Origin of the sequence: Corynebacterium sp. ED61, from assembly GCF_015233855.1 — a bacterium.
GTDB classification, from domain to species: Bacteria; Actinomycetota; Actinomycetes; order Mycobacteriales; family Mycobacteriaceae; genus Corynebacterium; species Corynebacterium dentalis.
In genome coordinates, this window is sequence record NZ_JADGIT010000005.1 from 182,537 (window position 1) to 207,309 (window position 24,773).

Here is a 24,773-nt window from a genome sequence, read left to right on the forward strand (position 1 = left end):
GACTTAGGATTCCTTGTAACCGTTCAGGAATACCAAGCGAAACTTGCCGATCTGAATCTCATCGCCATTGCTCAGCACGGCGGAGTTCTTTGGCTCGCGGTTTACGTAGGTGCCGTTGAGGGATCCCACGTCTACTACTTCGTACTCCCCTTGGCCATTGCGGCGGAACTCAGCGTGGCGGCGGGAAACGGTGACATCGTCCAGGAAGATGTCGCTATCCGGGTGGCGGCCAGCTGCGGTCGTGTCCTGATCCAGCAGGAATCGGGAACCTGCGTTTGGACCACGCTTAACCACAAGCAGCGCGGAGCCTTCTGGAAGGCCCTCCACACCGGCAGGAGCGGACTCGGACTGTGCGCCAGACTCCATCTCCTTCAAGAGGTCAGCACGGAAGACCGAAGTCGTCTCTACCGAAGCCTCTGGGATTCCGGTGTTTTCGCTCATGTTGTAGTCCTCTCTGAGACGTTTTTACTGCAACTATGACCACAATACTACCCTGCGGACAGTTCAGGGCATTCAGTGGCTAACTCTTAACAATTAATGTGCGGGCACAAAAAGATCTATCTAAATCAGCAGGTCAAAACCCTCCTGCTCGCATTCCGATTAGCGGAACGTCTGCGCGATGGATCCAATCACCGAGCCGCCGCCACTGCTCAACGGGTTGTCGTTAACCATGTAGGTCCACGTGGCGCTCGGCTTGTGCAGCCCGATATCACCCAGTTGAGCGCCTTCGGATGTGATGGTCACCTCGTCGAACGTCTGCCGTGCCTTAGCCACCGCACGTTCTGCCAAATCGCCAAAGGCAGCGATGGACATGCGGTGGAATTCGTCGATAGGCGATTCCCGAGCAATCGCGCGCAGGTGAATGCTCTCCCGCACGTCGTCCAGATACGCCAGGTGCTCACTCCACTCGTGATCTAGGTGGAACAGCATGATGTCTCGAGCTGCCTGTTCCAGCACCTCCTCAGAGATGCCTTCAGCCTTCAAGGCATTGGCCTTATCCACGTTGTGGTAGCTCAGGTCGTCCCATGCCGTGTGCGTATCCAGCAGTTTGTCGCGGCGGCCGTTGATGATGTCTCGCTGATCCTTGATCAGCTTGTTGTATTTCCAGGTGGTGGCATGAATGTCCAACATTTGGCCTTCGGTCACGCGCTGGCAGTGGTCCACGAAGTTGAGGACTTTCTTTTGCTTGAGCAGTCCATCCTCGTCGGGCTGGGCCTGCAGTTCTTCCCCAGCTCCGCCCACGGAGACCACGTCATCCTCAATAGAGACGAAGTAGACGCTGGAGCCGGGGTCACCCTGGCGGCCAGCGCGTCCGCGTAGCTGGTTGTCCAAGCGTTGGGATCGGAATCGTCCGACGCCAACCACGTGCAATCCCCCAGCTTCCACCACCTCATCGCGCTCGGATTCGTCTGCTCCGCCAAGCTTGATATCGGTTCCGCGGCCAGCCATTTGCGTAGACACGGTGACTCGTCCAGGGCGGCCGGCCTCGGCAATCACGGCAGCTTCTGCTTCGTGATTCTTCGCGTTGAGTACTGAGCACTCCACGCCCACCCGCTCCAGCGCGTGAGCAATGTGCTCGGATTCCGCCACATCCTGGGTTCCCACCAGCTGCGGCTGTCCGGAACCTTGGATATCCAAAATGTGAGCGATCACTGCTTCGTCGCGCTCTTCCGCGGATGCATAGACGTGATCAGCTTCATCGAAGCGCTGGGTAGGCACATTGGGCTCGATAACGGAGACGTTGAGCCCGTAGAACTGACGCAGCTGATCACCTGCGGCCAGCGCGGTCCCCGTCATGCCACAGACCTCGTGATACATGCCCAGCAGCGCCTGAATGGTGATCTGATCTAGGATGCGGCCACCTTCCGTGACCTGCAGTCCTTCCTTGGCTTCTACCGCGGACTGCAGGCCATCAGGCCATCGCTGCAAGTCCGCCACGCGCCCGCGCGAGCCGTCGATGAGTAGGACTTTGCCCTCGCGCACGATGTAATGCACATCGCGCTGCAGAAGATGCTCGGCGTGCAGGGCCACATTGATCTGCACCAGCAGCTCCGCCCCCGTGGGCTCCGCCGAGACAGCAGAATCTTGGTCTTCGGCATCTGTCGTGTCAGCGTTTTCGTTCGCGTCCCCACCGGCATACAAGGACTCGATACCTAGCTTGCGTTCGGCATAGGAGGCGCCTGCGTCGGTAAGGAACACGTTGCGGTGATCTTCGGAGATCAGGAAATGCTCCTGCTCCTTCATGGATTTGACCAGCTCGGTGATCTGCCCCATTGGCGCGGCACCTGGCTCGGACCCGGCGAGAACCAACGGGACCAGGGCCTCATCCACCATGACCGAATCTGCCTCGTCGATGATGGCTACATCGGCCTCTGAACGCACCTGATCCTCACGCTTGGTGATCAGCTGATCCCGCAGCACGTCGAAGCCCAGCTCATTGATCGCGCTAAAGACCACGTCGCGGGCATAAATATCGCGGCGTTCGTCACTGTTTAGATCCTCGGAAATGGCGCCGTGGCTCAGGCCAAAAAAGTCGAACATCGGCCCCATCCACGCATCGTCACGCGCGGCTAAGTAGGAGTTCACGGTGACCACATGCACGCGCTTGCCCTGCAGCGCGTAGCCCACGGCGGCCATCGCACCCGCTAGCGTCTTGCCCTCGCCGGTGGCCATCTCCACCACGTCACCGGCCAGCAAACGCAACGTGCCCTGCATCTGCACGTCGAAAGGAGAAAGATACAACGTCCGACGCGCCCCTTCACGCATCGCGCCGAGCAGCTTGGAATCGTCCACCACGCGGCCCACTCGGCCCTGCCCGTACTCGTCCAAGTCCTGCTTCACCACGGCAGACGTGGCAGCTTCGCGCAGTTCCGCATCCGAGGCTTCACGGAAACGATCCGCGCCCGCCTGCGCTACAACAGCCTTGCTCTTCTTCTGATTCTTAGTGGGAGAGGTACCCATTGTCTTCCAGAACCAGTCAAATGCCATGAGCGTGGCCTACCCTTCGGGTCGATCGTTAATGTTGGAAACCAACCTTGCTTGTAGAACAACACTAGCGAAGCCTCGGGACAAAGGATGGCAAGACCATGTCGACACAACATTCCCGCAAGCCTGCGGTGCGCTCGTTCAACGTGACGGTGCCGGACGGCCCTTTCGGAGACATAGCCGGGACCATTGATGCTCCCGCCGAGCAGACCACCGCCGCCGCCCTCGTTGCGCACTGTTTTACCTGCGATCGTCAAGCCGTGGGCACCTCGCGCATCTCCAAAACTCTGGCCCGCCACGGCATCACCAGTGCCCGTTTCAATTTCTCTGATCTCACGCTGAGCCACAACGTGGATGAGCTAGTGGCTGCCGCCGAGTGGATGCGACAGGAACATGGCCTTACTCCGCAGCTGCTGGTGGGGCATTCCCTCGGTGGCGTGGCAGCAATTCGCGCTGCATCCCGGCTCGCGGGGATCACTGCGGTAGCTACCGTGGGCACGCCCTTCGACCCGAGCCACGCCATGGCCTCTTTGTCCGAAGCCCTGGCTCCCCTTCGCGAATCTGACGGCCCATCGCATGTAGACGTCCCCCTCGCTGGCCGCGAGGTGCGCATCGAACGTTCCATGATCGAGGATCTCATGACCTCCGATCCGCACGCTGACCTGCGTGTCCTGGGTGAAACGGAGGCCAGTTTGTTGATCGCCCACTCCCCGTTTGATCAGACGGTCGCGTTTTCTGACGCTTTGAGTTTTCTCGACGCCGCCCTGCAGCCCGCCAGCTTGTTGTCCTTGCCGGAAGTTGATCATCTGCTGACGCGACGCGGGTCGGGGCAACGCGTGGGTGAGCTGATCGCACAGTGGGCACGCGCCTATATATCGCTAGACTAGAACGCTATGAACGCACCAAAGAACAATGTGACTTTTATTCCTACCGCTGATCTAGTGGACATCATCGGCGAAGACGTGCGCAGCTGCGATACACAATTCTCCGATCTGGGTGGCACCACGGAGTTCGCCGGTCCTATCACCACGGTGAAGTGTTTCCAAGACAATGCGCTGCTCAAGAGCATTTTGGGCGAGGACAACCCAGGAGGCGTGCTGGTTATCGATGGCGATGCATCCGTGCACACCGCGCTGGTGGGAGACATCATCGCTGGCCTGGGCAAGGATCATGGTTGGGCTGGTGTGATTGTCAATGGCGCTATTCGCGATTCCGCTGTCATCGCCGAGATGGACTTCGGTTGCAAGGCGCTGGGAACTAACCCGCGCAAGTCCACCAAGACGGGTGAGGGCGATCGCGATATTCCCGTGAGCATCGGCGGCGTGGAGTTCATCCCAGGTCACATCGCATACTGCGATTCCGATGGGATCGTGGTCACCGAACAGCCAGTGGAGCCAGCTGAGTAGCACTCCCCTTATCGTTCGGTTCTGCAGCCTCGCCATCCGGTCCTATGCCAGATGGCGAAGCTCTTTTTATGCAGACAGGTACTTCTTCAGATAAGCGCCGGTGACGGACTCGGATTCGTCCATTAGCTCCGCGGGAGTTCCGGCCAGGACGACCTTTCCGCCTCGCGAGCCAGCTCCGGGACCCATGTCCACGATGTGATCGGAATGGGCCACCACTGCCAGGTGGTGCTCGATGCAGATCACTGTGGTGCCTGCGTCGACAAGAAGATCGAGGAGATCCAACAACATCTCCACGTCAGCCAAGTGCAACCCCGTGGTGGGCTCATCGAGCACCAGAACGTCCGCGGCGTCCTTCTTCTTGCTCAGATGCATGGCCAACTTCAGGCGTTGGCGCTCGCCGCCGGACAGGGTGTTCAGCGGCTGCCCGAGGGTGAGGTAGCCCAAGCCCACTTGTTCGAGTGAAGCGCAGACCTTGGCCGCTGCGGGCACCTTGCTGTCAGTTTCTTTGAAGTAAGCGTGCGCCTGCTCGGCGGGCAATTCCAGCACGTCGGCGATGTTTTTTCCGCCCAGGGTGTACTCGAGGACGTCGTCGGAGAAGCGTCGGCCTTCGCACACCTCGCAGGGCACGTCCACGCCACTCATGATGCCCAGCTCCACGTAGACCACACCGGCACCGTTGCAGTGCGGGCAGGCGCCATCTGAGTTTGCGGAAAACAAGCCTGGCTTCACTCCATTTTCCTTGGCAAACGCCTTGCGAATAGGCTCCAGCGCGCCAGTGAATGTCGCAGGATTAGAGCGGCGAGAACCCTTGATCTGGGTCTGATCCACAAATTCGATGCGCCCGGCTTCCACCAACTCCGCTGGCAAGTTGCCCAGCAGCGAAGACTTTCCGGAACCGGAGACACCCGTGATGGACGTGAGCACGCCCGTGGGGATGTCCACGTCCACGTTCTGCAGGTTGTGAGTGCTCGCATTGCGGATCTCCAGCGCGTTCTGGGCGGTGCGCAGTTCCTTCTTCAGCTCCACGATGTCCGCGAGGTGCTTGCCCGTGAGAGTGCCAGCCTCGCGTAGTTCCTCGACTGTTCCGGTGAATACTATTTCTCCACCGTGGGAGCCAGCCCGCGGGCCGAGGTCCACGACGTGATCAGCAAGCGCAATCGTCTCTGGCTTGTGCTCCACCACCAGCACGGTATTTCCCTTATCGCGCAGTGCGAGCAACAGATTGTTCATTCGCTCGATATCTGCAGGGTGCAGGCCTGCAGAAGGCTCGTCGAATACGTAGGTCACGTCGGTCAGCGCGGATCCCAGGTGGCGAACCATGCGCGTGCGTTGCGCCTCACCACCGGATAGCGTTCCTGAGGGCCGAGACAGGGCCAAATAGCCCAAGCCGATCTCCACCGCGTTGTTAACGGCCGCAGTGATGTTCTCCACCAGAGGCGCCACCCGCACATCGCTGAAGTCTTGCAGCCAGTCCACGAGGTCCCAAAGCTCCATTTCACACAGCTCGGCGATGGACTTGCCATTGATCTTGGATTCGCGCGCATGTTCAGCCAGGCGGGTTCCGTCACACGCCTGACAGGTGACAAACTTCACGGCCTTTTCCACGAACTCGCGAATGTGCTTCTGCAAGGCTTCGGGATCCTTGCTCAGCATCGAGCCACGCATCCGAGGGATCAGCCCCTGGTAGCTCATGTTGATGCCGTTAACCTTGACCTTCACATCATCCAAATACAGCAAGGCATGCCGCTGCTTTTCAGTGAAGTCTTTCACTGGCTTATCCGCTGGATATAGCCCAGATTCTGCATAGGCCTTCCACGTCCAGGAGTCTACTTTCGCGCCGGGCAGCAAGATTGCGCCCTCGTTCAGGCTCAGGCTTTCATCCACCACTGCTGAAAGGTCGATATCGCTGACTCGTCCCATGCCCTCACAGTCCGGGCACATGCCACCGGTGCGTTCGAAGCGAGTAACTTCCTTCTTCGCTCCCGCGCGATCCACCTTGATAGCGCCTTGCGCGCTCACCGACGGGACGTTGAAGGAGTACGCAGCTGGGCCACCGGCATTCGGCTCAGCAATGCGGGAGTACAGCACGCGCAGCATGCCGGTGATGTCCGTGGCCGTGCCGAACGTGGAGCGAGCGTTGGCCCCCATGGGTTCCTGCCCCACGATCACTGCCGCGGTGAGTCCTTCTAATTGGTCGACGTCAGGACGTGCCATCAACTGCATGAAGCCCTGCACGAAGCTGGGATAGGTTTCATTGACAAGGCGCTGGGATTCGGCGGCGATGGTATCGAAAACCAGCGTAGATTTGCCGGATCCGGACACACCAGTGAAGATGGTCAAAGACCGCTTGGGTATGTCCACACTGATGTTGCGAAGGTTGTTATCGTTAGCGCCGATTACGCGGATGTATTCAGTCACGAGACCAATACTAAAGGCCGCCGAGACAACGCTGGGGCAATTGGGATTGGCGGACAACAGTGTTGTAAGCTATGGCAAGTCTTGAGCACGATTCCGCGCACGGTCTTACCCTGCACGGGTGGAAGATTCTCAAGGCGGCGGGCTGTGGCGCAGTTTGGTAGCGCACCACACTGGGGGTGTGGGGGTCGCAGGTTCAAATCCTGTCAGTCCGACCAACATCACCAAAGACCAGCGAGCAACCGAAATGGTTCACACGCTGGTCTTTTTCCGTCTCCGAGCAAGCACTAGCCCCACACTCACTCGTCCCGCAACCGCGGCTCCACCCGACGTTCCGGATAAAACCCGGACTTATCCGCGAAGAATGCGCGGATCCGGTCCATGTCCGCTGCCTTGTCTCCCGTGAGGTGGAATGTCGGCCCCAGCCCTGTGGTCTTGGTGGATCCGTCCATGTACGCCAGAGTGACGGGCAGTCCGCTTTCCATCGCGATCCGGTAGAACCCGGATTTCCAATACTCATGTGCGCCACGCGTGCCGTCGGGCGTAATGACCAGCCCTGTGGTGTGCCCGTTCTTCATCGCGGCGACCAGCTCCTCAACCACGTCCTGGGCGTTGTTGCGATCCACCGGGATGCCTCCGAGGGCGCGCATGATCGTGCCCTTCCATCCGTCGAACAGCGATGCCTTGCCCACGAACTTTACGTCCAGTTTGTGGTGCCACGCCACGGCCAGCATGAAGATAAAGTCCCAATTGGACGTGTGGGGTGCGCAGACGAATACGGTGGGCTCGTTCGGCGCGTATTCTGTAACAAGCGACCACTTGCTAATGCGGAAGAGGAGCGCCGATAGTCTTTTCCTGATCATGTTTATGACCCTACGTTGAACGCACGTTTGACCGCACTGGAGTATTGAAAATTTATGGCCCCTTCCCCAGCATCATCACCATCACCTCCCGTCCAGCGTCCGCGCTTGTCTTTTCTTGACCGCTGGCTCCCGTTGTGGATCGGCATTGCCATGGCAGCGGGCCTGGGTCTCGGTGCGGCTGTGCCGGGTTTGAGCGATGCTCTGGACAAGGTGAAGGTGGGTGGCATTTCCATTCCTATCGCGTTGGGACTGTTAGTGATGATGTACCCACCGCTGGCGAAGGTGCGCTTCGATAAGGCTGGCGAGATTGCTGCGGACAAGCGCCTGATGGCGGTGTCTTTGTTGCTGAACTGGATCGTGGGTCCATTGTTGATGTTCGCGCTGGCATGGATCTTCTTGAGCGATCAGCCAGAATTGCGGACGGGCTTGATCATTGTGGGGCTAGCCCGGTGCATCGCGATGGTGTTGATCTGGTCTGATCTGTCGTGCGCTGACCGCGAGGCCACGGCCGTTCTGGTGGCCATCAACTCTGTGTTCCAGGTGCTGATGTTCGGCGTGCTGGGTTGGTTCTACCTGCAGGTTCTGCCTTCATGGCTGGGGTTGGATACGTCCTCCGCAGACTTTTCTTTCTGGTCCATCGTGGTGTCCGTGGTGGTGTTCTTGGGCATTCCGTTGCTCGCCGGCGCTGCGTCGAGAGTCATCGGTGAGAAGGCCAAGGGCCGCAGCTGGTACGAGGATACGTTCCTGCCCGCGATCAGTCCCCTCGCGTTGATCGGGTTGCTGTATACGATCGTGCTGCTGTTTGCCCTGCAAGGTAAGCAGGTTCTGGACGATCCGTGGCGCGTAGCGGCCGTGGCGCTTCCCCTGCTGGTGTACTTCGTGGGCATGTTCAGTGTGGCTCTGCTGACGTCCAAGGCTTCCGGAATGAACTATGCGCAGTCCGCGTCTGTGGCGTTTACTGCCGCGGGCAATAATTTCGAGCTCGCTATCGCAGTGTCCATCGGCACGTTTGGTGCGTTTTCCCAGCAAGCTCTCGCCGGCACGATCGGCCCTTTGGTGGAAATTCCGGTACTAGTGGCATTGGTGTATGCCATGTTGTGGATGGGTCCCCGCCTCTTTCCTGGCGACCGGTCCGTTCCTTCTTCTTCATTGTCGACGCCAAACCCCACCCAATAGAAAAGGTCCCCCTCACATGACTTCTCAACCTTCCGTTCTATTCGTATGCTCCAGCAATGGAGGCAAGTCCCAAATGGCCGCAGCGTTGGCAGAGCATCACGCGCACGGTGACGTGGAGATCCATTCCTGCGGCACCAAGCCCGGCACTGCGCTGAATGAAGAATCCGTGGAGGCGATCGCGGAGGTCGGTGCAGATATGTCTCAGGGTGAGCCCAAGGGCGTGGATCCAAAGCTATTGGCGGCGGTGGACCGCGTGGTGATCTTGGGCAGCAGCGCCAAGCTGGAGCTGCCCGAAGGTGCCCGCGGCACCTTGGAGCAGTGGGATATCGATGAGCCGTCCCACCGCGATATTCACGGTATGGAACGGATGCGCATCGTGCGGGACGATATCGATTCCCGAGTAAAGACGCTTCTGAGCGACCTCAAGAACGAAGCTTAAAACCGATCGGGGGCGGTAGGCGTCGAAAATAAAGAACCTAAGCCCACCGCGACCGATCGAGAATACCTGCGCGCTTGGCCACCACGGTGGCGGACAGGGACTGCCCGGTGACGTTGACCGCGGTGCGACCCATATCGATGATCGGCTCGATGGCCAGCAACAGGCCCACACCGGCCAGCGGCAGTCCCAGCGTGGAGAGCGTGAGCGTTAACATGACGGTCGCACCCGTGGTGCCTGCGGTGGCGGCGCTTCCCAGCACGGACACCATGATGATCAGCAGGTAGTGCGTGATGTTGAGATCCACACCGTAGAACTGCGCCACGAAGATTGCTGCCACGGCCGGGTACACGGCGGCGCAACCATCCATCTTGGTCGCGGAACCCAGTGGGATCGCGAAAGAGGCGTACTCGCGGGGAACGCCCATCTCATCCTCTGCAACGCGCTGGTTGACGGGCATTACGCCCATGGAAGAACGGGTCACAAATCCCAGGGAAGTCACGGGCCAGACCTTGCGGTAGAACTCACGCACCGAAAGCCCGTTGGCCTTCAGCACCACGGGGTAAATCACGCCCGCGACGATCGCCAGGCCCACGTAGATCGCGATAACGAAGTTGCCCAGCGCGCCCAGTGCATCCCAGCCGTAGGAGTACACGGCGGTGCCGATCAGAGCTGCCGTGCCAATTGGCGCCAGGCGAATAATCCACCACAGCACCTTCTGCACGATACTCAAGAAGCTTTCCATGAAGTTCAGGAACGGCTCTGCAGACTTGCCGGTCTTCACCGCTGCCACGCCAATGACCATGGAGATCACCAGCAGCTGCAGCACGTTGAAGCTCAGCGATACGGAATCCTCGCCCAGCTTGGTCTGTAGTCCAAAGATATTCTGCGGGACGATGGATTGCAGGAACGCGGTCCAGCTGCCCTGGCTCTCTGGGGCTTGCGCGGCGCTGGCGTCGATGGAGGTGCCCTCACCGGGACGCAACACGAGCGCCACCACAATGCCGGTCAGCACGCTGAAGAACGCGGTGATCGCAAACCACCACAGCGTGGAGATGGCCAAACGGGCGGCGTTTGTCACCTTGCGCAGGTTAGCCACGCTGGTGATCACCGCAGCGATGATCAGCGGGGGAATCATCACCTTGAGCAGCTGCACGTAGGCGCTGCCCACGCCGTCGAGCAACGCACCGAGCCAGTTATCCTCTTCGCCCTGAGTGCCGATGGCGCGAGCAACAAAGCCCAGGCCCAAGCCGATGAACAGGCCGAGGATGACCTGTGAGCCGAATCCCGTGTACCACGGGCTCTTGGATTGCTGTGTGCTGCTGTTCGTACCAGAGCCTGATGCTGTGCTGTCCCCTGCTCCGGTCGCGTCAGCGGTTGAGTCGCCACGGGAGTCATTGTGAGACTCGCTGGCCGATGTTTGGGTTGTCATTCACGCACCGTTGTACTTCCTTGAAACGAAAAACAGACCTATCTGTCTATTTGCTACACGGATGTCAACGGTACGAGTGCCGGTTCTATTCCCAATACCAGATTCGGCTACCCCATCCCTCCCCTCTACCCCCCCTGAACAGCACAAACCCCCGTGCCGCCTGTCGGCGAACCACGGGGGTCAGGGGCACACAATGCGAGGTTTTAAACCTCTTCAGCAGAAGCTCGGCGAGGCAGCACGGCCGGACGAACGCCCGCGATCTCCTCGACGATACGAACCACCTGGTTGGAGTAACCGAACTCGTTGTCGTACCACACGTACAGCACGAGGTGGTTGCCGCTGGCGATGGTAGCCAAGCCGTCCACGACACCTGCATGCGTCGATCCCACGAAGTCAGTAGACACAACCTCTGGGGAATGGATGTAGCCGATCTGCTGGCGCAAGTTGGAGTGCAGGGACACACGACGAAGGAAGTTGTTGACCTCATCCGCCTCCACCTCGGTAGCCAGATCTAGGTTCAGCACGGCCATGGAAACGTCTGGGGTAGGAACGCGAATCGCATTGCCCGTCAGCTTGCCAGCGAAGTCCGGCAGCGCCTTGGACACGGCCTTGGCGGCACCGGTGGCCGTCAAGACCATGTTCAGCTGCGCCGCACGTCCACGACGCTCGCCCTTGTGGAAGTTATCAATCAGGTTCTGATCGTTGGTGAAGGAGTGCACGGTCTCCACGTGACCGTGGTTCACGCCGTAGCGATCCGCGATGACCTTCAGCACTGGGGTGATGCCGTTGGTGGTGCAGGATGCGGCGGACAGGATCTGATCGGAATCGTCGATGTCCGCGTGGTTGATGCCGTAGACGATGTTCTTGATATCGCCCTTGCCCGGAGCGGTGAGCAGAACCTTGGAGACGCCCTTGGATTCCAAGTGCTTGCTCAGTCCGTCGCGGTCGCGCCACACACCTGTGTTATCCACCACGATGGCGTTATTGATGCCGTACTCGGTGTAGTCGATCTCGGATGGGTCGCCTGCGTAGATGACCTGAATCGCGGTGCCGTTGGCGTAGATGATGTTGTTTTCTTCGTCCACCGTGATGGTGCCGTCGAATGCCCCGTGGACGGAATCGCGGCGCAGCAGCGAGGCGCGCTTCTTCAGGTCGCCTGCTCCCTTAGAACGGACAACGACAGCGCGCAGGCGGGCTCCACCGTAGGTAGCTTCCCGGGAGATGAGGATCCGGGCGAGCAGTCGGCCGATACGGCCAAAGCCGTAGAGCACCACGTCGCGAGACTCGCGTCCGTCTTCCTTACCGAGGGCATCCGCCAGCTGCTCTTCAAGGAAGCTGCGCAGATCCTGGCCCTCGGAGGACTTCTTGTAGCGGCGCGCCAAAGTGCCGATATCGATAGAAGCAGTTCCCAGGTCCATCGTCGTGAGCTCCTGGAGCACCGGCAGGGTCTGGGTCAGGGACATTTCCTTTTCCACGATGCGTCGCGCATAACGGTGGGACTTGATGATGTCGATGTCCGAGTTGTTCACCAGCAGGCGACCAAACATGGAAGTGACCACGTTCTTTTCGCGGTGCAGTTGGCTGATCAGTGGAAGCATCTGCTGCGCCAAGTGCAGGCGCTCGTTCCATTCGTTATGGTGCTGCTCTGGAGAGGTCATCGATCCTCACTGTTCGTTAGTCAACGTACTATCCGGGATTTTCCGGCTATCACAGGCATTTTAGGCCAAACCCCCTGCGCTATTAACAATCTGCCCGGCTTGTGCGAATTTTTTGTACGCTGTTCGCTATGACCGTCTCCACTTCCACAAAAGATGGCGAGAAAACTTCCATGCACTTTGAGCGCGCGCACAAGATTTTCGATCGGGGGCCCAGGCCCGTTCTGCGCGGTCGGCTCCACACAGCAGCGGCATGGTATTTCAGCGGTACCTCTACCGCCCTGACTGTCGTGGCGATTGTCCTGCAGGGCTTCGGCGTCATGTCATTCGTAACCGCCTTGTACTCGGTGTGCCTGGTAGGCATGCTGGCCACCTCCTCCCTGTATCACCGCGCTCCATGGCGATCCGAAGCCACCGTCCAGGGATGGAGGCGTGCGGATCACGTGATGATCGCCGTGTTCATCGCGGGCAGCTATGGCCCGGTGACGGTGGGCGCTTTCGGTTCCCAGTGGTTCCATAATGCAGGCTGGGGTTATTCCGGTGGACTGTGGATCCTAGTGCTGAGCTGGGCGGCTGCAGCGGCAGCGGCGGCGTTGAACATCGTATGGATCAATCACCCGCGCATCCTCTCCTCGGCCGTGTACATGCTGCTGGGATGGCTGGCGATCGTCGCTCCACTGGGTTATTTGGAGGGAATCGGTATTCCCGCGTCAATCTTGATGGTCTTGGGCGGCTTCGTCTACACGCTCGGCGCAATCGTCTACGCATTCAAGTGGCCGAACCCCTCCGAGCGCTGGTTCGGATTCCACGAGGTTTTTCACGCCACCACCATCGTCGCTGCCGCGTTGCACCACATCGCGATCTGGCTGGTCGTCCTCCAATAGGCGCGATAAATTTTGCTCATCGCCTCGTTGCTGGCGCCGCTCCAATCCCATTCGCAAGCACCTCCCCAACCGCGAGTGCAGCATCGACAACCAGATAACCTGTACCCCATGACTCCACTCGAGACCGAGGCTCTCACCGGCACACGATCGCGCACCTATCAGACGCGCAAAGTGACCGACGAGCAGGTCAATCGGCCACTGCACATCGCCATCGCGGTGTGGGAGGAGCCGTGGAAGTCTTCCCCTACGGGCGTTCGCACGGAATGGGTTCTGGCGATCAATCCGAAGGGCAACAAGCCCTACATTCACCTGGGCACCACGGATGAGAAGGATCCCAACCCGCACATTCTCCGTGAGTTGAATCAGGAGTTGCGCAAGGCGAACAAGGGCAAGGATGCAGCGTGGGTGGTTGTTGGTCGACGCCGCGTCCCCCTCGCCTCGCTGTTGAAGAAAAACGGCTTTGACCTCACCGGCTCGTTCTCCGAGCAAAACCGCGCCAGCGACAAGGCAGCCCACATGCGCCGGACCGGTGCCAAGGGGCTCAAGCGCAGAGCCAAGCGTGAAGGCGAAGCGCCGAAGCAGGTGGAAACCAAAGAAGTAGAAACCACCGAACTCCACTGGTTGCCCAATTCCTCCAAGAGTGCCGGGGGCGGCGGCCACATCCGCATTTCCTGCGATGCGTCCTCGGATACACAGACCCGAGGCACCATGTGTTTTGTGGCGTCCAACGGCGATTACCAGCTGCGAACGCAGGCCACCAAAGCCTCGACTGATGAGCTGGAACTGGAGACCATTACCTTGGCACTGAAGTACTTAGCCAGGGTCGGCGCAACGTCCGCCATCGTGGAATCCGATTCCATGGCCGCATTAGAAGCCACGGGATACGTCCTGCGCGGAGGCCGGTCGCGGCGCGTCTGGCGGGGCATCTCCCCTGGCGCCCGCACCCGCTTCCACCAGGCGTGGAAAGCGCTAGACGGGGTGGTCGATGTAGAACTCCGCCGCGTGCTGGGCCATGCCGGAGACCCGCTGAACAAAGCAGCGGACAAGATCGCGTACATGGCGCTGCGCGCCACCGCGCACCCAAAGCGACAGGCCCAGCCCACGCTGAATCGCAGCATCCACAAAGCAGTGGCCACCGCAGCCGAAGCTGCAGCGGCCCAAGCTCTATAACCTCAACGGCTAGCTCCTCAGGACTGGCGCCGAAAAGCTAGCGCCACGGAACCTGGAGGTTCTTTCGCTACTTCTTCCGTCCCCGCTTCTCACGCACGCGCACAGCGATGCGCACTGGCGAGCCCTGGAAACCGAAGGTCTCGCGGAACTTACGCTCCAAGAAGCGACGGTAACCGTGCTCCAAGAATCCCGTGGTGAACAAGACGATCACCGGAGGCTTGGTCGAGGCTTGCGTCGCAAAAAGAACGCGAGGGAGACGACCACCGCGCATAGGAGGTGGGGTCTCGGCGATCACGGCACGCAGCCAGTTGTTCAACTGACCAGTGGAAACGCGCTGATCCCAGCTCTCAAGAGCTTCAATCATGGCGGGCTCCAAGCGCTGCAGCGCACGTCCGGTCTTGGCGGAGATATTGACGCGACGAGCCCACGGAACGTGTGCCAGCTGCAGCTCAATCTCGCGCTCCAGCAGATCGCGCCGATCCTCATCCACCAGGTCCCACTTGTTGTAGGCCACCACGAGAGCGCGTCCGGAATCCAGAATCATGCGCAACACGCGCTGATCCTGCTCCGCGATCGGCTCGGAGGCGTCCACCAGGAACACCACCACCTCGGCGGAATCGATGGCCGAACGGGTGCGCAGAGATGCGTAGAACTCGTGACCTCGGGCGGTCTTCGTCTTCTTGCGGATACCGGCGGTATCCACGAAGCGCCAGGTCTGCTCGTCCAAATCCACGATAGAGTCCACGGGATCCACGGTGGTACCAGCCACGTTGTCCACCACGGAGCGCTCTTCGCCGGTCATCTTGTTCAGCAGCGAAGACTTGCCCACGTTCGGTCGACCCACGAGCGCCACGCGGCGCGGACCGGCGACGATAGACGTCTCGCGTGGCACGTCCGGGAAGTCCTCGAGGACCTGGTCCATGACGTCCGCGGCACCGCGACCGTGCTGAGCAGAAACCGGGAAAGGATTGCCCAGACCCAGGGACCAGAAATCAGCCATGTCCGCGTACTGGCTATCGGAATCAAACTTGTTGGCCACCAGGATCACGGGCACGGAGGATCGCAGCAGCTTGCGGGCGATAATCTCGTCCGTCGCGGTGATACCCACCTTGGTGTCCACCACGAAAACGATCACGTCTGCGGTGGCCATGGCGGTTTCCGCCTGGCGAGCAATAGCGCCGTGAATGCCCTTAGCATCTGGGTCCCAGCCGCCGGTGTCCTGCACCCAGAAGCGGCGACCGGTCCACTCGCCGAGGTAGGAAATGCGGTCGCGCGTCACGCCGGGGAAATCCTCCACCACAGCTTCACGGCGGCCAATAAAGCGGTTGACCAGCGTGGACTTACCCACGTTGGGGCGACCGACGATGGCCACCGTGCACAGCGCTTCCTTCTCCACCTCGTCGGTGCCGAGCACGCCGAAGGCTTCTTCCACCGCATCCCAGTCCGTGTTCTCGCTATCGCTAGCGAGCAGGTCGAAGGAATCGGAATCGTCGACGTAGTAGGAATCCTCGGCGAGGTCTGCTTCGCCGAACTCGCTGTCGTCAAAGTCCTCTTCGTCGAAATCGGTATCTACCTCATCCAACTCAGTTTCGGACTCATCCATCGCGGCCTCGGACTCGTCGACCACATCAATGTCATCGCTGACCTCGGAGATGTCCTCGCGCACGACCTTGCCGTCCGCTCCAACCACCGCGCCGCCGGTAGTGCGGAACACCAGCTCGTCGAGGTCGTCATCAGCTGTGTTGTCGCCGTCGTGGCCGTCTACGTCCTGCTCGTCGACGTCCTGGTCCAGCGTCAGGTCTGCCGGGTTGTCTTCCGACGCCAACGCGAGCTCCGCGAACTTCTCCAGTACTTCCTCGATGCTCATGTCGCCGGTATCCAGCACCACGGCATCATCAGCGGGCTTTAAAGGTGAAACTGCACGGGAAGAATCAGCGTCGTCGCGGCGCTGCACATCGGCCAGCACGGCATCGAAATCCGAATCACGGCCGGCCGCGATGTCCTGTTCATAGCGTCGCTGCGCACGGACCTCTGCGGCAGCGGTCATGAAAATCTTCACGGGTGCGTTGGGCAGCACCACGGTACCGATATCGCGGCCCTCGACCACGCAACGGCCCGCGTCCAGCGCCATCGCGCGCTGCAGGTTCACCAGGTTTTCGCGGACTTCTGGAATCGCGGAAATCGCGGAGACGTGGCGCGTGACTTCTGCTCCGCGAATCTCGGCGGAGACATCCTCGCCGTTCAGCAGAACTTCGGTGGAGCCTGGATCTTCGTTGACCTGCATAGGCAGCGTGGCGGAGGCGTCGACAATACGAGAAACCGAACCCGCATCCGCAGGATCGAAGGACTCCATGTCGATTCCTTGGCGCAGCACGTGCAGCGTGGCCACGCGATACATCGCGCCGGTATCCAAGTACTTGGCGCCCGCGGCCTGCGCGATGCGGCGGCAGACCGTGGACTTTCCGGTGCCCGAGGGGCCGTCGACTGCGAGGATGAATCCGCCCTCGACGAGGTTGTCGACCGTGGTGAGGTAGGTGAGGTTGCTTTCGCTCATATCCCTATTCAATGCCTTTCTAAAATGAAGCGTTCTGGCGTGATCAGGGGTGCTTTACAGCCCCACGGCCTTGTACAAACTTGCCAGCTCAGAGCGGTTCAGCGCGCGGACGGTGCCCGGCTTCTGCTCGCCCAGCTGAACGGTGTGGATCTTGGTGCGGACCAGTGCGGTGACCGGGTAGCCGAGCTCCTTAAGCATGCGGCGCACGATGTGCTTACGGCCTTCGTGCAGCTCGATCTTCAGCAAGGACTTGCCCTGCCAGACGTCCACGATCTGCACGTTATCGGCGCGGGCAATGCCATCATCCAAGTCCACGCCGTCTTTAAGTTCCTTGATGATGTTTCGGTTGACTTCGCCCAGCACGGTGGCCATGTACGTCTTGGAGATGCCGTACTTGGGGTGCATCAGGCGGTTTGCCAGCTCACCATCGTTGGTCAGGAACAGCAGACCTTCGGTCTCGGCATCCAAACGGCCGACGTGGAACAGGCCCTGGCCCTGCTTGAAGCGGACGTCGATGAGCTCGCCCACGGAAGGGCGGCCCAGCTCGTCGTGCATGGTGGAGTGCACGCCGCGGGGCTTGTTGAGGATGAAGTAGACCATCTCCTCGTTGACCTGCACGCGGGTGCCGTCCACGCGGACGATGTCCACATTCGGGTTGATGCGCAGTCCCATTTGCTGAACTACTTCACCATTGACCTCCACACGACCTGCGGCGATGAGCTTCTCGCTCGTGCGACGACTGGCCACACCTGCGGCGGCGAGAACCTTCTGGAGGCGGACTTTTTCTTTGGGTGAGGAATCGGAAACCTTGGCCAATTCACTCTCTGTGACATGCTGACGTTTCGCCGGCTTCGCCTTGGAGAGATAGATGTCCGTATCTTTAGGCTTCTGTTCCGGTGTGCCGTCTCGGCGAGCGGGGTCGTTCATTGTATGAATTCCTCACGTAGGAAAGATTGTTACAGCTGGCAGTCTATCAGGGATTTTGCTGTTTCAATTAGTCGTCAATGTCGTCGACGTCAGGCAACAATGGGGCCAGGTCTGGAAGTTGTTCCAGCGAGTCCAACCCCAACTGTTCCAGGAACAGGTCCGTGGTGGAGTACAGGTGCGCGCCGCCGGTCTCCCCTGTGTCCGCGATCAGCCCGCGCAGGGACAGCGTGCGGATGACTCCATCGCAATTCACGCCGCGCACGCTGGCCACTTGGGCGCGGGTGCACGGCTGGCGGTAGGCAATCACCGCGAGGGTCTCCAGCGCCGCGCGGGACAGCCGCTGTTGAGTGCCGTCCAGCAGCTTGGCTTCCACCACGTCGGAGTTTGCTCGGCGTGTGTATAGCCGCCAGGCATCATCTTGTTCCCGCAGTTCAAAGCCGGATCCGCGCTGGTCGTATTCGTCGGCGATGGCCTGCAGTTCTGCCCGCACGTGTTCTGCGGAGACGGTCTCGTTGTCATCGAGGGAATCCAGCACGCGGGCGAGATCAGCGGCGGAAATCGGCTCGTCGGAGACCAGCAGCAGGGATTCAATGCGACTGCGCAGCAGGCTAACGGGCGAGAGATCCATGGTGGCCTTCCTGAGGAGATCGTGGGTTGTCGTAGTCCCGGGTAGATGGGGTTATTAAAGCCTGATGGTTGGTGCTGCCTAGTTCCAGTTGGCGGCCGCGACCACCGCTGGATCCACGTCCAGCCCGGTCCAGGCAATGGACATATCTTCCAGCGGTTCTGACTGCTCGATGCCGATCGCTCGGGCCTTGTAGAGCTCCAGAAGGGCGAGGAAGCGCCCGATGACGGTCATCGAGATCTCGCAATCTGCGATCAGCGCTTGGAAGTTCACCCAGTGATCCGCTCCGGCGACCTTCAGGGTGTTGAGGATGTGCCCGGCTTGCTCCGGCACGGATACCGCCACGGCGTGGATGTGACCGGTGTCTACGCCGCTGGGTCGCGGACGGAATATTGCAGCGGCCAGCTCGGCGAAACTCTCCGGGGTGTGCCCCAGCGTGACTGGCGGTAACAGCGTGGCGTGGTGTTCTTCCATCGACAGTTGCACGGGGAATCTCCGAGCCGCGTCACGCTGCCATTGCGCGAAGATGTCCGCCACGCCCTTGTAGGTCTTGTACTGCAGCAGTTTGGCAAACAGCAGGTCGCGAGATTCCAGCAGCGCCAGGTCTTCTTCGTCCTCCACCTCTCCTCGCGGCACCAGGCGTGCTGCCTTGAGGTCCAAGAGGGTCGACGCCACCACGAGGAACTCTGTCACCTCGTCCAAATCATCTGCGGAGTGTGACAGGCCCTTGGTGTAGGCGATGAACTCATCTGTGACCGTGGCCAGCGCGATCTCCGTGATGTCCATCTTCCGGGAGTGAATGAGCTGGAGCAACAGGTCAAAGGGACCATCGAAATTAGCCAGAGCGACCCGGAATCCGGGGAGCTCTGGCTGTTCGACTGTTTGGTGTTCTGTCATGTTCTCCTACGCGTGGCGCTTGCAGCTAGCGCTTTAGGGCAGCTTGGCGATGCGCTCGATGACTTCCTTGGCCAGGTTGCGGTACTGCTCTGCACCCTGGGAAGTTGGCGCCCACGAGTTAATGGGTTCGCCAGCCACGGAAGTCTCTGGGAAGCGGACGGTGCGGGTGATCACGGAATCGAAGACCTTGTCCTCGAAGGCCTCCACGAGCCGCTCCATCACTTCGCGGGCATGCAGCGTGCGGCGGTCAAACATGGTGACCAGAATGCCCAGCGTCTCCAGACGGAAATTCAGGCGGTCGCGGACCTTTTCCACCGTGTCCATCAGCAGAGCCAGTCCGCGCAGGGAGAAGTACTCCGATTCCACGGGGATGATCACGGAGTCCGAACAGCTCAGGGCGTTGACGGCTAGCAGGCCCAAGGAGGGCTGGCAGTCGATGATGATGATGTCGTAATCCTTCATCACCGGGCGCAGCGCGCGAGCCAGAGCCTGTTCGCGCCCCACCTCGTTCACCAGCTGGATCTCGGCTGCAGACAAGTCAATGTTCGCAGGAACCACATCCAGGTTCTGCACGGGCGAGGAGTGCAGTGCATCGAAGATGGAGTTGCGACTATCCACCAGTAGGTCGTAGATGGTCACGTCCAGCTCGTCATGATTGATGCCCAAGCCGGCGGACAGTGCGCCCTGCGGATCCAAATCCACCAGCAACACCTTGCGACCGAACTCTGCCAGGGAGGCACCCAGGTTGATCGACGAAGTGGTTTTGCCCACGCCACCCTTCTGGTTGCACATGGAGATGATGGTGGCCGGTCCGTGGGAGTCCAAGGGCTGCGGATCTGGCATTTCACGCAGTGGCCGACCAGTGAGTCCCATTCGCTGCTCGGGCTCACTAAACAGCGCGTCATTAGTGGACACTGTCAAGCCCTTTCCCTTGATCTCAATACTGTACTTGCAGGTGGTGGTTACACCTGCGTCCGAAGTGTGCATGCACAACACGTCGGAGACTAAATTACACGTTCCAGATTAGCAGGCGGCGGGAACGCGAAACACTCAACGCACAACTTGCCAGCGCACTCACGCCAGACTGTCAGGTTCGCGGATGGCTGGTGGCCCAAATCTCGCGCAGATGCTGCGGGGACACCTTGGTATAGATCTGCGTGGTGGCCACACTCGCATGCCCTAGCAATTCCTGGACAACGCGCACGTCAGCGCCACCTTCCAGCAAGTGCGTGGCAAAGCTGTGGCGCAACGTGTGCGGGGATACCGGTCCTACGCCTGCCCTCTCGGCGGCCTCAGAGACCACCTTGAAACCACTTTGCCGCCCCATTCGCGCCCCGGATCGGTTAAGGAATAAGGCTGGACTCCCCTTTTTGTTCAGTGCTTCTCGCCCGCGCACCTGATACTGCTCGAGCGCCCGCAGTGCCGGCGTGCCCAGCGGAACGATCCGCTCCTTGCCGCCCTTGCCCCGCACCAGCACCCATTGGTTTTCCGCGTCCCAGTCATCCACGTCCAAGTCCAACAACTCGGTGATCCGAGCTCCGGTGGAGTAAAGCATCTCCACCAGCGCACGATCTCGTAGCTGCAGAGGTCCGGCGCCGTCGCCGTTGGGGCAGGCGTCGATCAAACGAACCACATCGTCCACACTCATGGCCTTCGGGATGCTGGCCCCGCGAGCGGGAACGGGGACGCTGGCGGCCACGTCGATGGGCAGCGCGCGCTCCTGGAACCCGAAGCTGTGCAATCCGCGAACGCTGGCGAGCATGCGAGCGGTGGAACTGGCGGCCAACCCCAACTCGCCGCGGACGTAGACCAGGTAGTTCTCGATGTCCGTGGCGGTGACGTCACCGAGGTCCTTGTCCCCCAGCCACGTCACGTATTTCCCGACGTCACGCTTGTAACTGCTCAACGTATGCGGCGAAAGATCCCGCTCAGTTCTCAAGTGGCGGATCCATCGCTGAACCAACTTCTGGTTCTGCTCGTTGCCCGTGCTTTCGGCCGCCGCCACTTAGCGCACCGGTTTCATATCTTCACCTGGCGCCACCTTGGGTGCGCGGCGGGATCCCAGTGCGGAGCTAAAAGCGAACTCTTCCTCGATGCTTCGCTCCGTGCCGGCGGCTAGGTGCAGGATCGCGGCCACGGCGATGGCGTTATCCACGGTGCCGTCCTGTACCCATGCCAGTGCCTGGCTCAGGGGAATCCACTGGTGTTGCATGTCCGCCTCTTCGTCGGCAGCCTCGGGAATATCGAAATCGCTGAGGTCCTCGTGAATGTGCTGAGCCTTGAAGATGCGGCACATTTCCTCGGAAAAGCCCGGCGAGGAGATCACATCCCCCAGCAGCGACCACTTTCGTGCCGCTACGGCTCCTTCTTCGGCGAGTTCGCGCTGAGCGGCAGTCAACGGGTCTTCACGAGCCATGTCCAGCAAACCTGCTGGGATCTCCCATAGGTAGCGACCCACCGCGTGACGGTATTGACGCACCATCAGCAAGTGATCATCCTTGAGTGCTGCGATGGCCACCGACCCGAAGTGCTCCACCACATCCCGCTTCGCTTCTCCCGTGCTGGTCTCAATGGTGTCCTGACGCACCGCGAAGATGGGACCGTCAAAGATCACCTCGGAGTTCTTTACTGTGTAATCCAGATCCTGCTGATCATCGGTGGAGTGTGCATGCGAATCATGGCTCATGATTGACTACTTCTGATCCAGTGCGGCGTCGATAAGTCCCTGGAACAGCGGATGCGGGCGGGTCGGACGAGACTTGTACTCCGGGTGCGCCTGGGTGGCAACGAAGAACGGGTGGGTGTCCTTGGAGTATTCCACGAACTCCACCAGCAGACCCTCCGGCGAGGTGCCACTGAACTGCAGGCCAGAGCCTTCAGTGATGGCCTCGCGGTACTTATTGTTCACCTCGTAGCGGTGGCGGTGGCGCTCGGAAACGTCGGCGCTTCCGTAGAGCTCCTTGACCAGAGAACCTTCGGCGAGCTTTGCTGGATAGGCGCCCAGACGCATCGTGCCACCGAGGTCAGCCTCGCCGGCAACTGCGGCCTTTTGCTCCTCCATCGTGGAGATCACCGGGATGGCCGCGTCTGGCTCGAATTCCGTGGAGGTAGCTTCGGTGAGCCCGGCCAGGCGCGCGGCGTCGATAACAACACACTGCAACCCCATGCAGATGCCCAGCAGAGGAAGCTTGTTCTCGCGGGCGTACTCGATGGCGCCGATCTTTCCCTCCACGCCGCGGTTGCCGAAGCCGCCGGGGATGATCACACCATCCATCTCGCCGAGCACCTTCGCGGCGCCCTCGGGGGTTTCGCAATCGTCGGCGGAAACCCATTCCACGTGTGCCTTGATGTTGCGGGCGAAACCTCCGGCGCGCACGGCCTCGGCGACAGACAGGTAGGCATCCGGCAAGTCTATGTACTTACCGACGATGCCAATGCGCACCTCACCCTCGGGATTGTGCACGGACTCCAGCAGGCGACCCCACGTGGTCCAATCCACATCGCGGAACGGCAGGTTCAGGCGGCGAATAACGTACGTATCCAGATGCTGGGCGTACAGGACCTTCGGGATGTCGTAGATGGACGGCGCATCTGGGCAGGCGATGACGGCTTCTTCGTCCACATCGCACATGCGCGCGATCTTGTCCTTCATGGACTGCGGAACGTCGCGATCTGCGCGCAGAACCAGTGCGTCCGGCACAATGCCGATGCTGCGCAGGGCGGCCACGGAGTGCTGGGTGGGCTTGGTCTTCAACTCGCCCGACGGTGCCAGGTATGGAACCAGGGAGACGTGAATAAACAGCACGCTATCGCGACCAACGTGCTGACGGACCTGACGCGCGGCCTCCATGAACGGCTGGGATTCGATATCGCCCACGGTGCCGCCGATTTCGGAGATCACCACGTCTGGCACGATGCCATCTCGGTCCGGGCGAGCCATGGCCAGCACGGAGTCTTTGATCTCATCGGTGATGTGCGGGATGACCTGCACGGTCTTGCCCAAGTACTCGCCGCGGCGCTCCTTGGCGATCACGTTGGAGTAGACCTTGCCCGTGGTCACATTGCCCTGGGCGGACAGGTCGCGGTCCAGGAAGCGCTCGTAATGTCCCAGGTCCAGGTCAGTTTCCGCACCGTCTTCGGTGACGAATACCTCGCCGTGCTCGAACGGGTTCATGGTGCCCGGATCAACGTTGAGGTACGGATCCAACTTCTGCATGGTAACGCGGAGTCCGCGGGCGCTCAGCAGCTGCCCCAAGCTGGCCGCCGTCAGTCCCTTACCCAGGGAGGACGCTACACCACCCGTCACGAAAATGAATTTTGTGTCTTGCTGTGCACGGTTGCCGGTCACGCGGCGCTCCTCAATCAAGGGCGGGGCACGCAAATAAAAAAGCCCCGCAGGCGTTTTCCTACGGGACCTCAGCCTAACACAGCATCAGGGCAAATTATTCTACGGTGGCCGCCGCCGCGTTGTTCGCTGCGCCGTAGTGGCCAGCCTCGCCCTCAGCCTGCTGCTTGAGCGCGCGCACCACGGTGATGCGACCAGCTTCGGTGTCCACGTTGTCCACGGTGGAGACCTCTTCGGTGTACTCGCGATTGTCGCGTACACGACCAACCGCGCCGCTATCTTCGGCGGACTTGCGTGGTGCCGCCAGCACGGCACCCTCGAAGTTCTCATCCAGCCCCATCACGAAATCAGCCAGGAAGCTCGTGGAGTAGTCTTCGCTTTCTTCCCCACCGATAACCAGGCCAAGGTCCGCTGCCCCGGGGGCTTCGCCTTCATAGGAGATCAGATCCGCCTGCTCCAGAGAACCAAGTGCGACGGCACGGTCTGAATCAGAGGCTTCATCCTTGGTGCTCAGCGCAGCACCCACCAGCTCACCGGCGTGCATACCCGGATTCAGGTTCTTCTCGCTGAGTTTAGCTCCTGCTGGAAGAGAATTGGCGGCGATGGACTTGGTCTCATCACCACTGTCTTGCTGCAGAATCTTGTCCGTCAGATTGACTACGCCGGTGACGTTCGCGCCCGCATCTTGTACCAGCTTGCGAGTGGAGTTGACGGTCTCAGAGTTGGCGTCAGGAGTAACAAAAAGGACCACGGACTGACCCTTCAGGTCACCACTCACCGCATCCTTGGCCACGCCGGACAAAACATCATTGGAGGCATCCACTTCGCCCTCGGCTGCCTCGCGAGAAGCCTTTTCCGCGTTCAATTCCTGCTGCACGGAGGCGCTGCTGCCACCCGGGCCACCCTCGACGTTAGGGGCGAGCGCGTAGAAGCCGAATGCGGTGCCCACAGCGATGCCGAGACCGAGACCGGCGATGACCTTTCCTGCTGATCCTTTAGACAT

Annotated in this window: 21 protein-coding genes and 1 tRNA gene; 7 read left to right on the plus strand and 15 right to left on the minus strand. The window is 60.4% G+C overall.

All coding sequences use genetic code 11. The features are described from left to right. Window positions 1–3 precede the first annotated feature (3 nt). Window positions 4–441: an oxoglutarate dehydrogenase inhibitor Odhl gene (gene odhI / locus IM764_RS07570; protein WP_099298791.1), complete on the minus strand. Its 438-nt coding sequence runs from the start codon at window positions 439–441 to the stop codon at window positions 4–6. Window positions 442–600: 159 nt separating this feature from the next. Next, window positions 601–2,988 (minus strand): accessory Sec system translocase SecA2, encoded by a 2,388-nt coding sequence (secA2, locus tag IM764_RS07575; protein ID WP_194187441.1) that lies wholly within the window; start codon window positions 2,986–2,988, stop codon window positions 601–603. Window positions 2,989–3,086: 98 nt separating this feature from the next. Here secA2 and IM764_RS07580 point away from each other — a divergent pair, with 98 nt between their 5' ends. Both IM764_RS07580 and rraA read left to right on the plus strand, forming a co-directional pair. Beyond that, window positions 3,087–3,872, plus strand: coding sequence for a S9 family peptidase (locus tag IM764_RS07580; protein WP_194187442.1), 786 nt, complete (start codon window positions 3,087–3,089; stop codon window positions 3,870–3,872). 6 nt (window positions 3,873–3,878) lie between these two features. Continuing rightward, window positions 3,879–4,391 carry a ribonuclease E activity regulator RraA gene (rraA, locus tag IM764_RS07585; protein ID WP_099298794.1) on the plus strand — a complete coding sequence of 171 codons (513 nt, stop codon included), beginning with the start codon at window positions 3,879–3,881 and terminating at the stop codon, window positions 4,389–4,391. Between the two features lie 66 nt (window positions 4,392–4,457). Here the strand turns inward: rraA and IM764_RS07590 are convergent, their stop codons facing one another. After that, window positions 4,458–6,809 carry an ATP-binding cassette domain-containing protein gene (locus tag IM764_RS07590; RefSeq protein ID WP_370551571.1) on the minus strand — a complete coding sequence of 784 codons (2,352 nt, stop codon included), beginning with the start codon at window positions 6,807–6,809 and terminating at the stop codon, window positions 4,458–4,460. Between the two features lie 138 nt (window positions 6,810–6,947). Here IM764_RS07590 and IM764_RS07595 point away from each other — a divergent pair. Next, window positions 6,948–7,024: transfer RNA gene (locus IM764_RS07595), tRNA-Pro, on the plus strand. Between the two features lie 81 nt (window positions 7,025–7,105). Here IM764_RS07595 and IM764_RS07600 read toward each other — a convergent pair. After that, the gene (locus IM764_RS07600) at window positions 7,106–7,669 is read right to left on the minus strand and encodes a 1-acyl-sn-glycerol-3-phosphate acyltransferase (protein ID WP_099298795.1); all 564 of its coding nucleotides are present in this window, start codon (window positions 7,667–7,669) and stop codon (window positions 7,106–7,108) included. A 54-nt stretch (window positions 7,670–7,723) separates the two neighbouring features. Here IM764_RS07600 and arsB point away from each other — a divergent pair, with 54 nt between their 5' ends. Continuing rightward, on the plus strand, window positions 7,724–8,845 hold the full coding sequence (gene arsB, locus IM764_RS07605; protein WP_194187443.1) for an ACR3 family arsenite efflux transporter: 1,122 nt from the start codon (window positions 7,724–7,726) through the stop codon (window positions 8,843–8,845). A gap of 16 nt (window positions 8,846–8,861) precedes the next feature. Continuing rightward, complete coding sequence (locus tag IM764_RS07610) at window positions 8,862–9,284, plus strand: low molecular weight phosphatase family protein (RefSeq protein ID WP_099298797.1); 423 nt, start codon at window positions 8,862–8,864, stop codon at window positions 9,282–9,284. A 37-nt stretch (window positions 9,285–9,321) separates the two neighbouring features. On the opposite strand, the gene IM764_RS07615 is transcribed toward IM764_RS07610, so the two are convergent. Together IM764_RS07615 and IM764_RS07620 are read right to left on the minus strand one after the other, a co-directional pair. Further along, window positions 9,322–10,713 carry a dicarboxylate/amino acid:cation symporter gene (locus IM764_RS07615; RefSeq protein WP_194187444.1) on the minus strand — a complete coding sequence of 464 codons (1,392 nt, stop codon included), beginning with the start codon at window positions 10,711–10,713 and terminating at the stop codon, window positions 9,322–9,324. Window positions 10,714–10,916: 203 nt separating this feature from the next. Beyond that, on the minus strand, window positions 10,917–12,371 hold the full coding sequence (locus IM764_RS07620; protein ID WP_099298799.1) for a glyceraldehyde-3-phosphate dehydrogenase: 1,455 nt from the start codon (window positions 12,369–12,371) through the stop codon (window positions 10,917–10,919). Between the two features lie 128 nt (window positions 12,372–12,499). Here IM764_RS07620 and IM764_RS07625 point away from each other — a divergent pair, with 128 nt between their 5' ends. Both IM764_RS07625 and IM764_RS07630 read left to right on the plus strand, forming a co-directional pair. Then, window positions 12,500–13,252 carry a hemolysin III family protein gene (locus IM764_RS07625; RefSeq protein ID WP_370551572.1) on the plus strand — a complete coding sequence of 251 codons (753 nt, stop codon included), beginning with the start codon at window positions 12,500–12,502 and terminating at the stop codon, window positions 13,250–13,252. Between the two features lie 108 nt (window positions 13,253–13,360). Continuing rightward, complete coding sequence (locus IM764_RS07630) at window positions 13,361–14,422, plus strand: ribonuclease HI (protein WP_194187445.1); 1,062 nt, start codon at window positions 13,361–13,363, stop codon at window positions 14,420–14,422. A 67-nt stretch (window positions 14,423–14,489) separates the two neighbouring features. On the opposite strand, the gene der is transcribed toward IM764_RS07630, so the two are convergent. The 9 genes from der to IM764_RS07675 form a co-directional block, all read right to left on the minus strand. Then, window positions 14,490–16,976, minus strand: a complete 2,487-nt coding sequence (gene der, locus IM764_RS07635) for a bifunctional cytidylate kinase/GTPase Der (RefSeq protein ID WP_194187446.1) — start codon at window positions 16,974–16,976, stop codon at window positions 14,490–14,492. Between the two features lie 54 nt (window positions 16,977–17,030). After that, window positions 17,031–17,903 (minus strand): pseudouridine synthase, encoded by an 873-nt coding sequence (locus IM764_RS07640; protein WP_194187447.1) that lies wholly within the window; start codon window positions 17,901–17,903, stop codon window positions 17,031–17,033. Window positions 17,904–17,970: 67 nt separating this feature from the next. Then, the gene (gene scpB, locus IM764_RS07645; protein ID WP_194187448.1) at window positions 17,971–18,531 is read right to left on the minus strand and encodes an SMC-Scp complex subunit ScpB; all 561 of its coding nucleotides are present in this window, start codon (window positions 18,529–18,531) and stop codon (window positions 17,971–17,973) included. Window positions 18,532–18,609: 78 nt separating this feature from the next. Then, window positions 18,610–19,425, minus strand: a complete 816-nt coding sequence (locus IM764_RS07650) for a ScpA family protein (RefSeq protein ID WP_194187449.1) — start codon at window positions 19,423–19,425, stop codon at window positions 18,610–18,612. A gap of 33 nt (window positions 19,426–19,458) precedes the next feature. Continuing rightward, the gene (locus IM764_RS07655) at window positions 19,459–20,298 is read right to left on the minus strand and encodes a ParA family protein (protein ID WP_194187466.1); all 840 of its coding nucleotides are present in this window, start codon (window positions 20,296–20,298) and stop codon (window positions 19,459–19,461) included. 214 nt (window positions 20,299–20,512) lie between these two features. Continuing rightward, a complete protein-coding gene (locus tag IM764_RS07660) occupies window positions 20,513–21,430 on the minus strand; it encodes a site-specific tyrosine recombinase XerD (RefSeq protein WP_194187450.1) in 918 nt (305 codons plus the stop codon). Continuing rightward, complete coding sequence (locus IM764_RS07665) at window positions 21,431–22,111, minus strand: NUDIX domain-containing protein (RefSeq protein WP_099298807.1); 681 nt, start codon at window positions 22,109–22,111, stop codon at window positions 21,431–21,433. A 6-nt stretch (window positions 22,112–22,117) separates the two neighbouring features. Beyond that, on the minus strand, window positions 22,118–23,773 hold the full coding sequence (locus IM764_RS07670) for a CTP synthase (protein ID WP_194187451.1): 1,656 nt from the start codon (window positions 23,771–23,773) through the stop codon (window positions 22,118–22,120). A gap of 94 nt (window positions 23,774–23,867) precedes the next feature. Further along, on the minus strand, window positions 23,868–24,773 hold the full coding sequence (locus tag IM764_RS07675) for a copper transporter (RefSeq protein ID WP_099298809.1): 906 nt from the start codon (window positions 24,771–24,773) through the stop codon (window positions 23,868–23,870).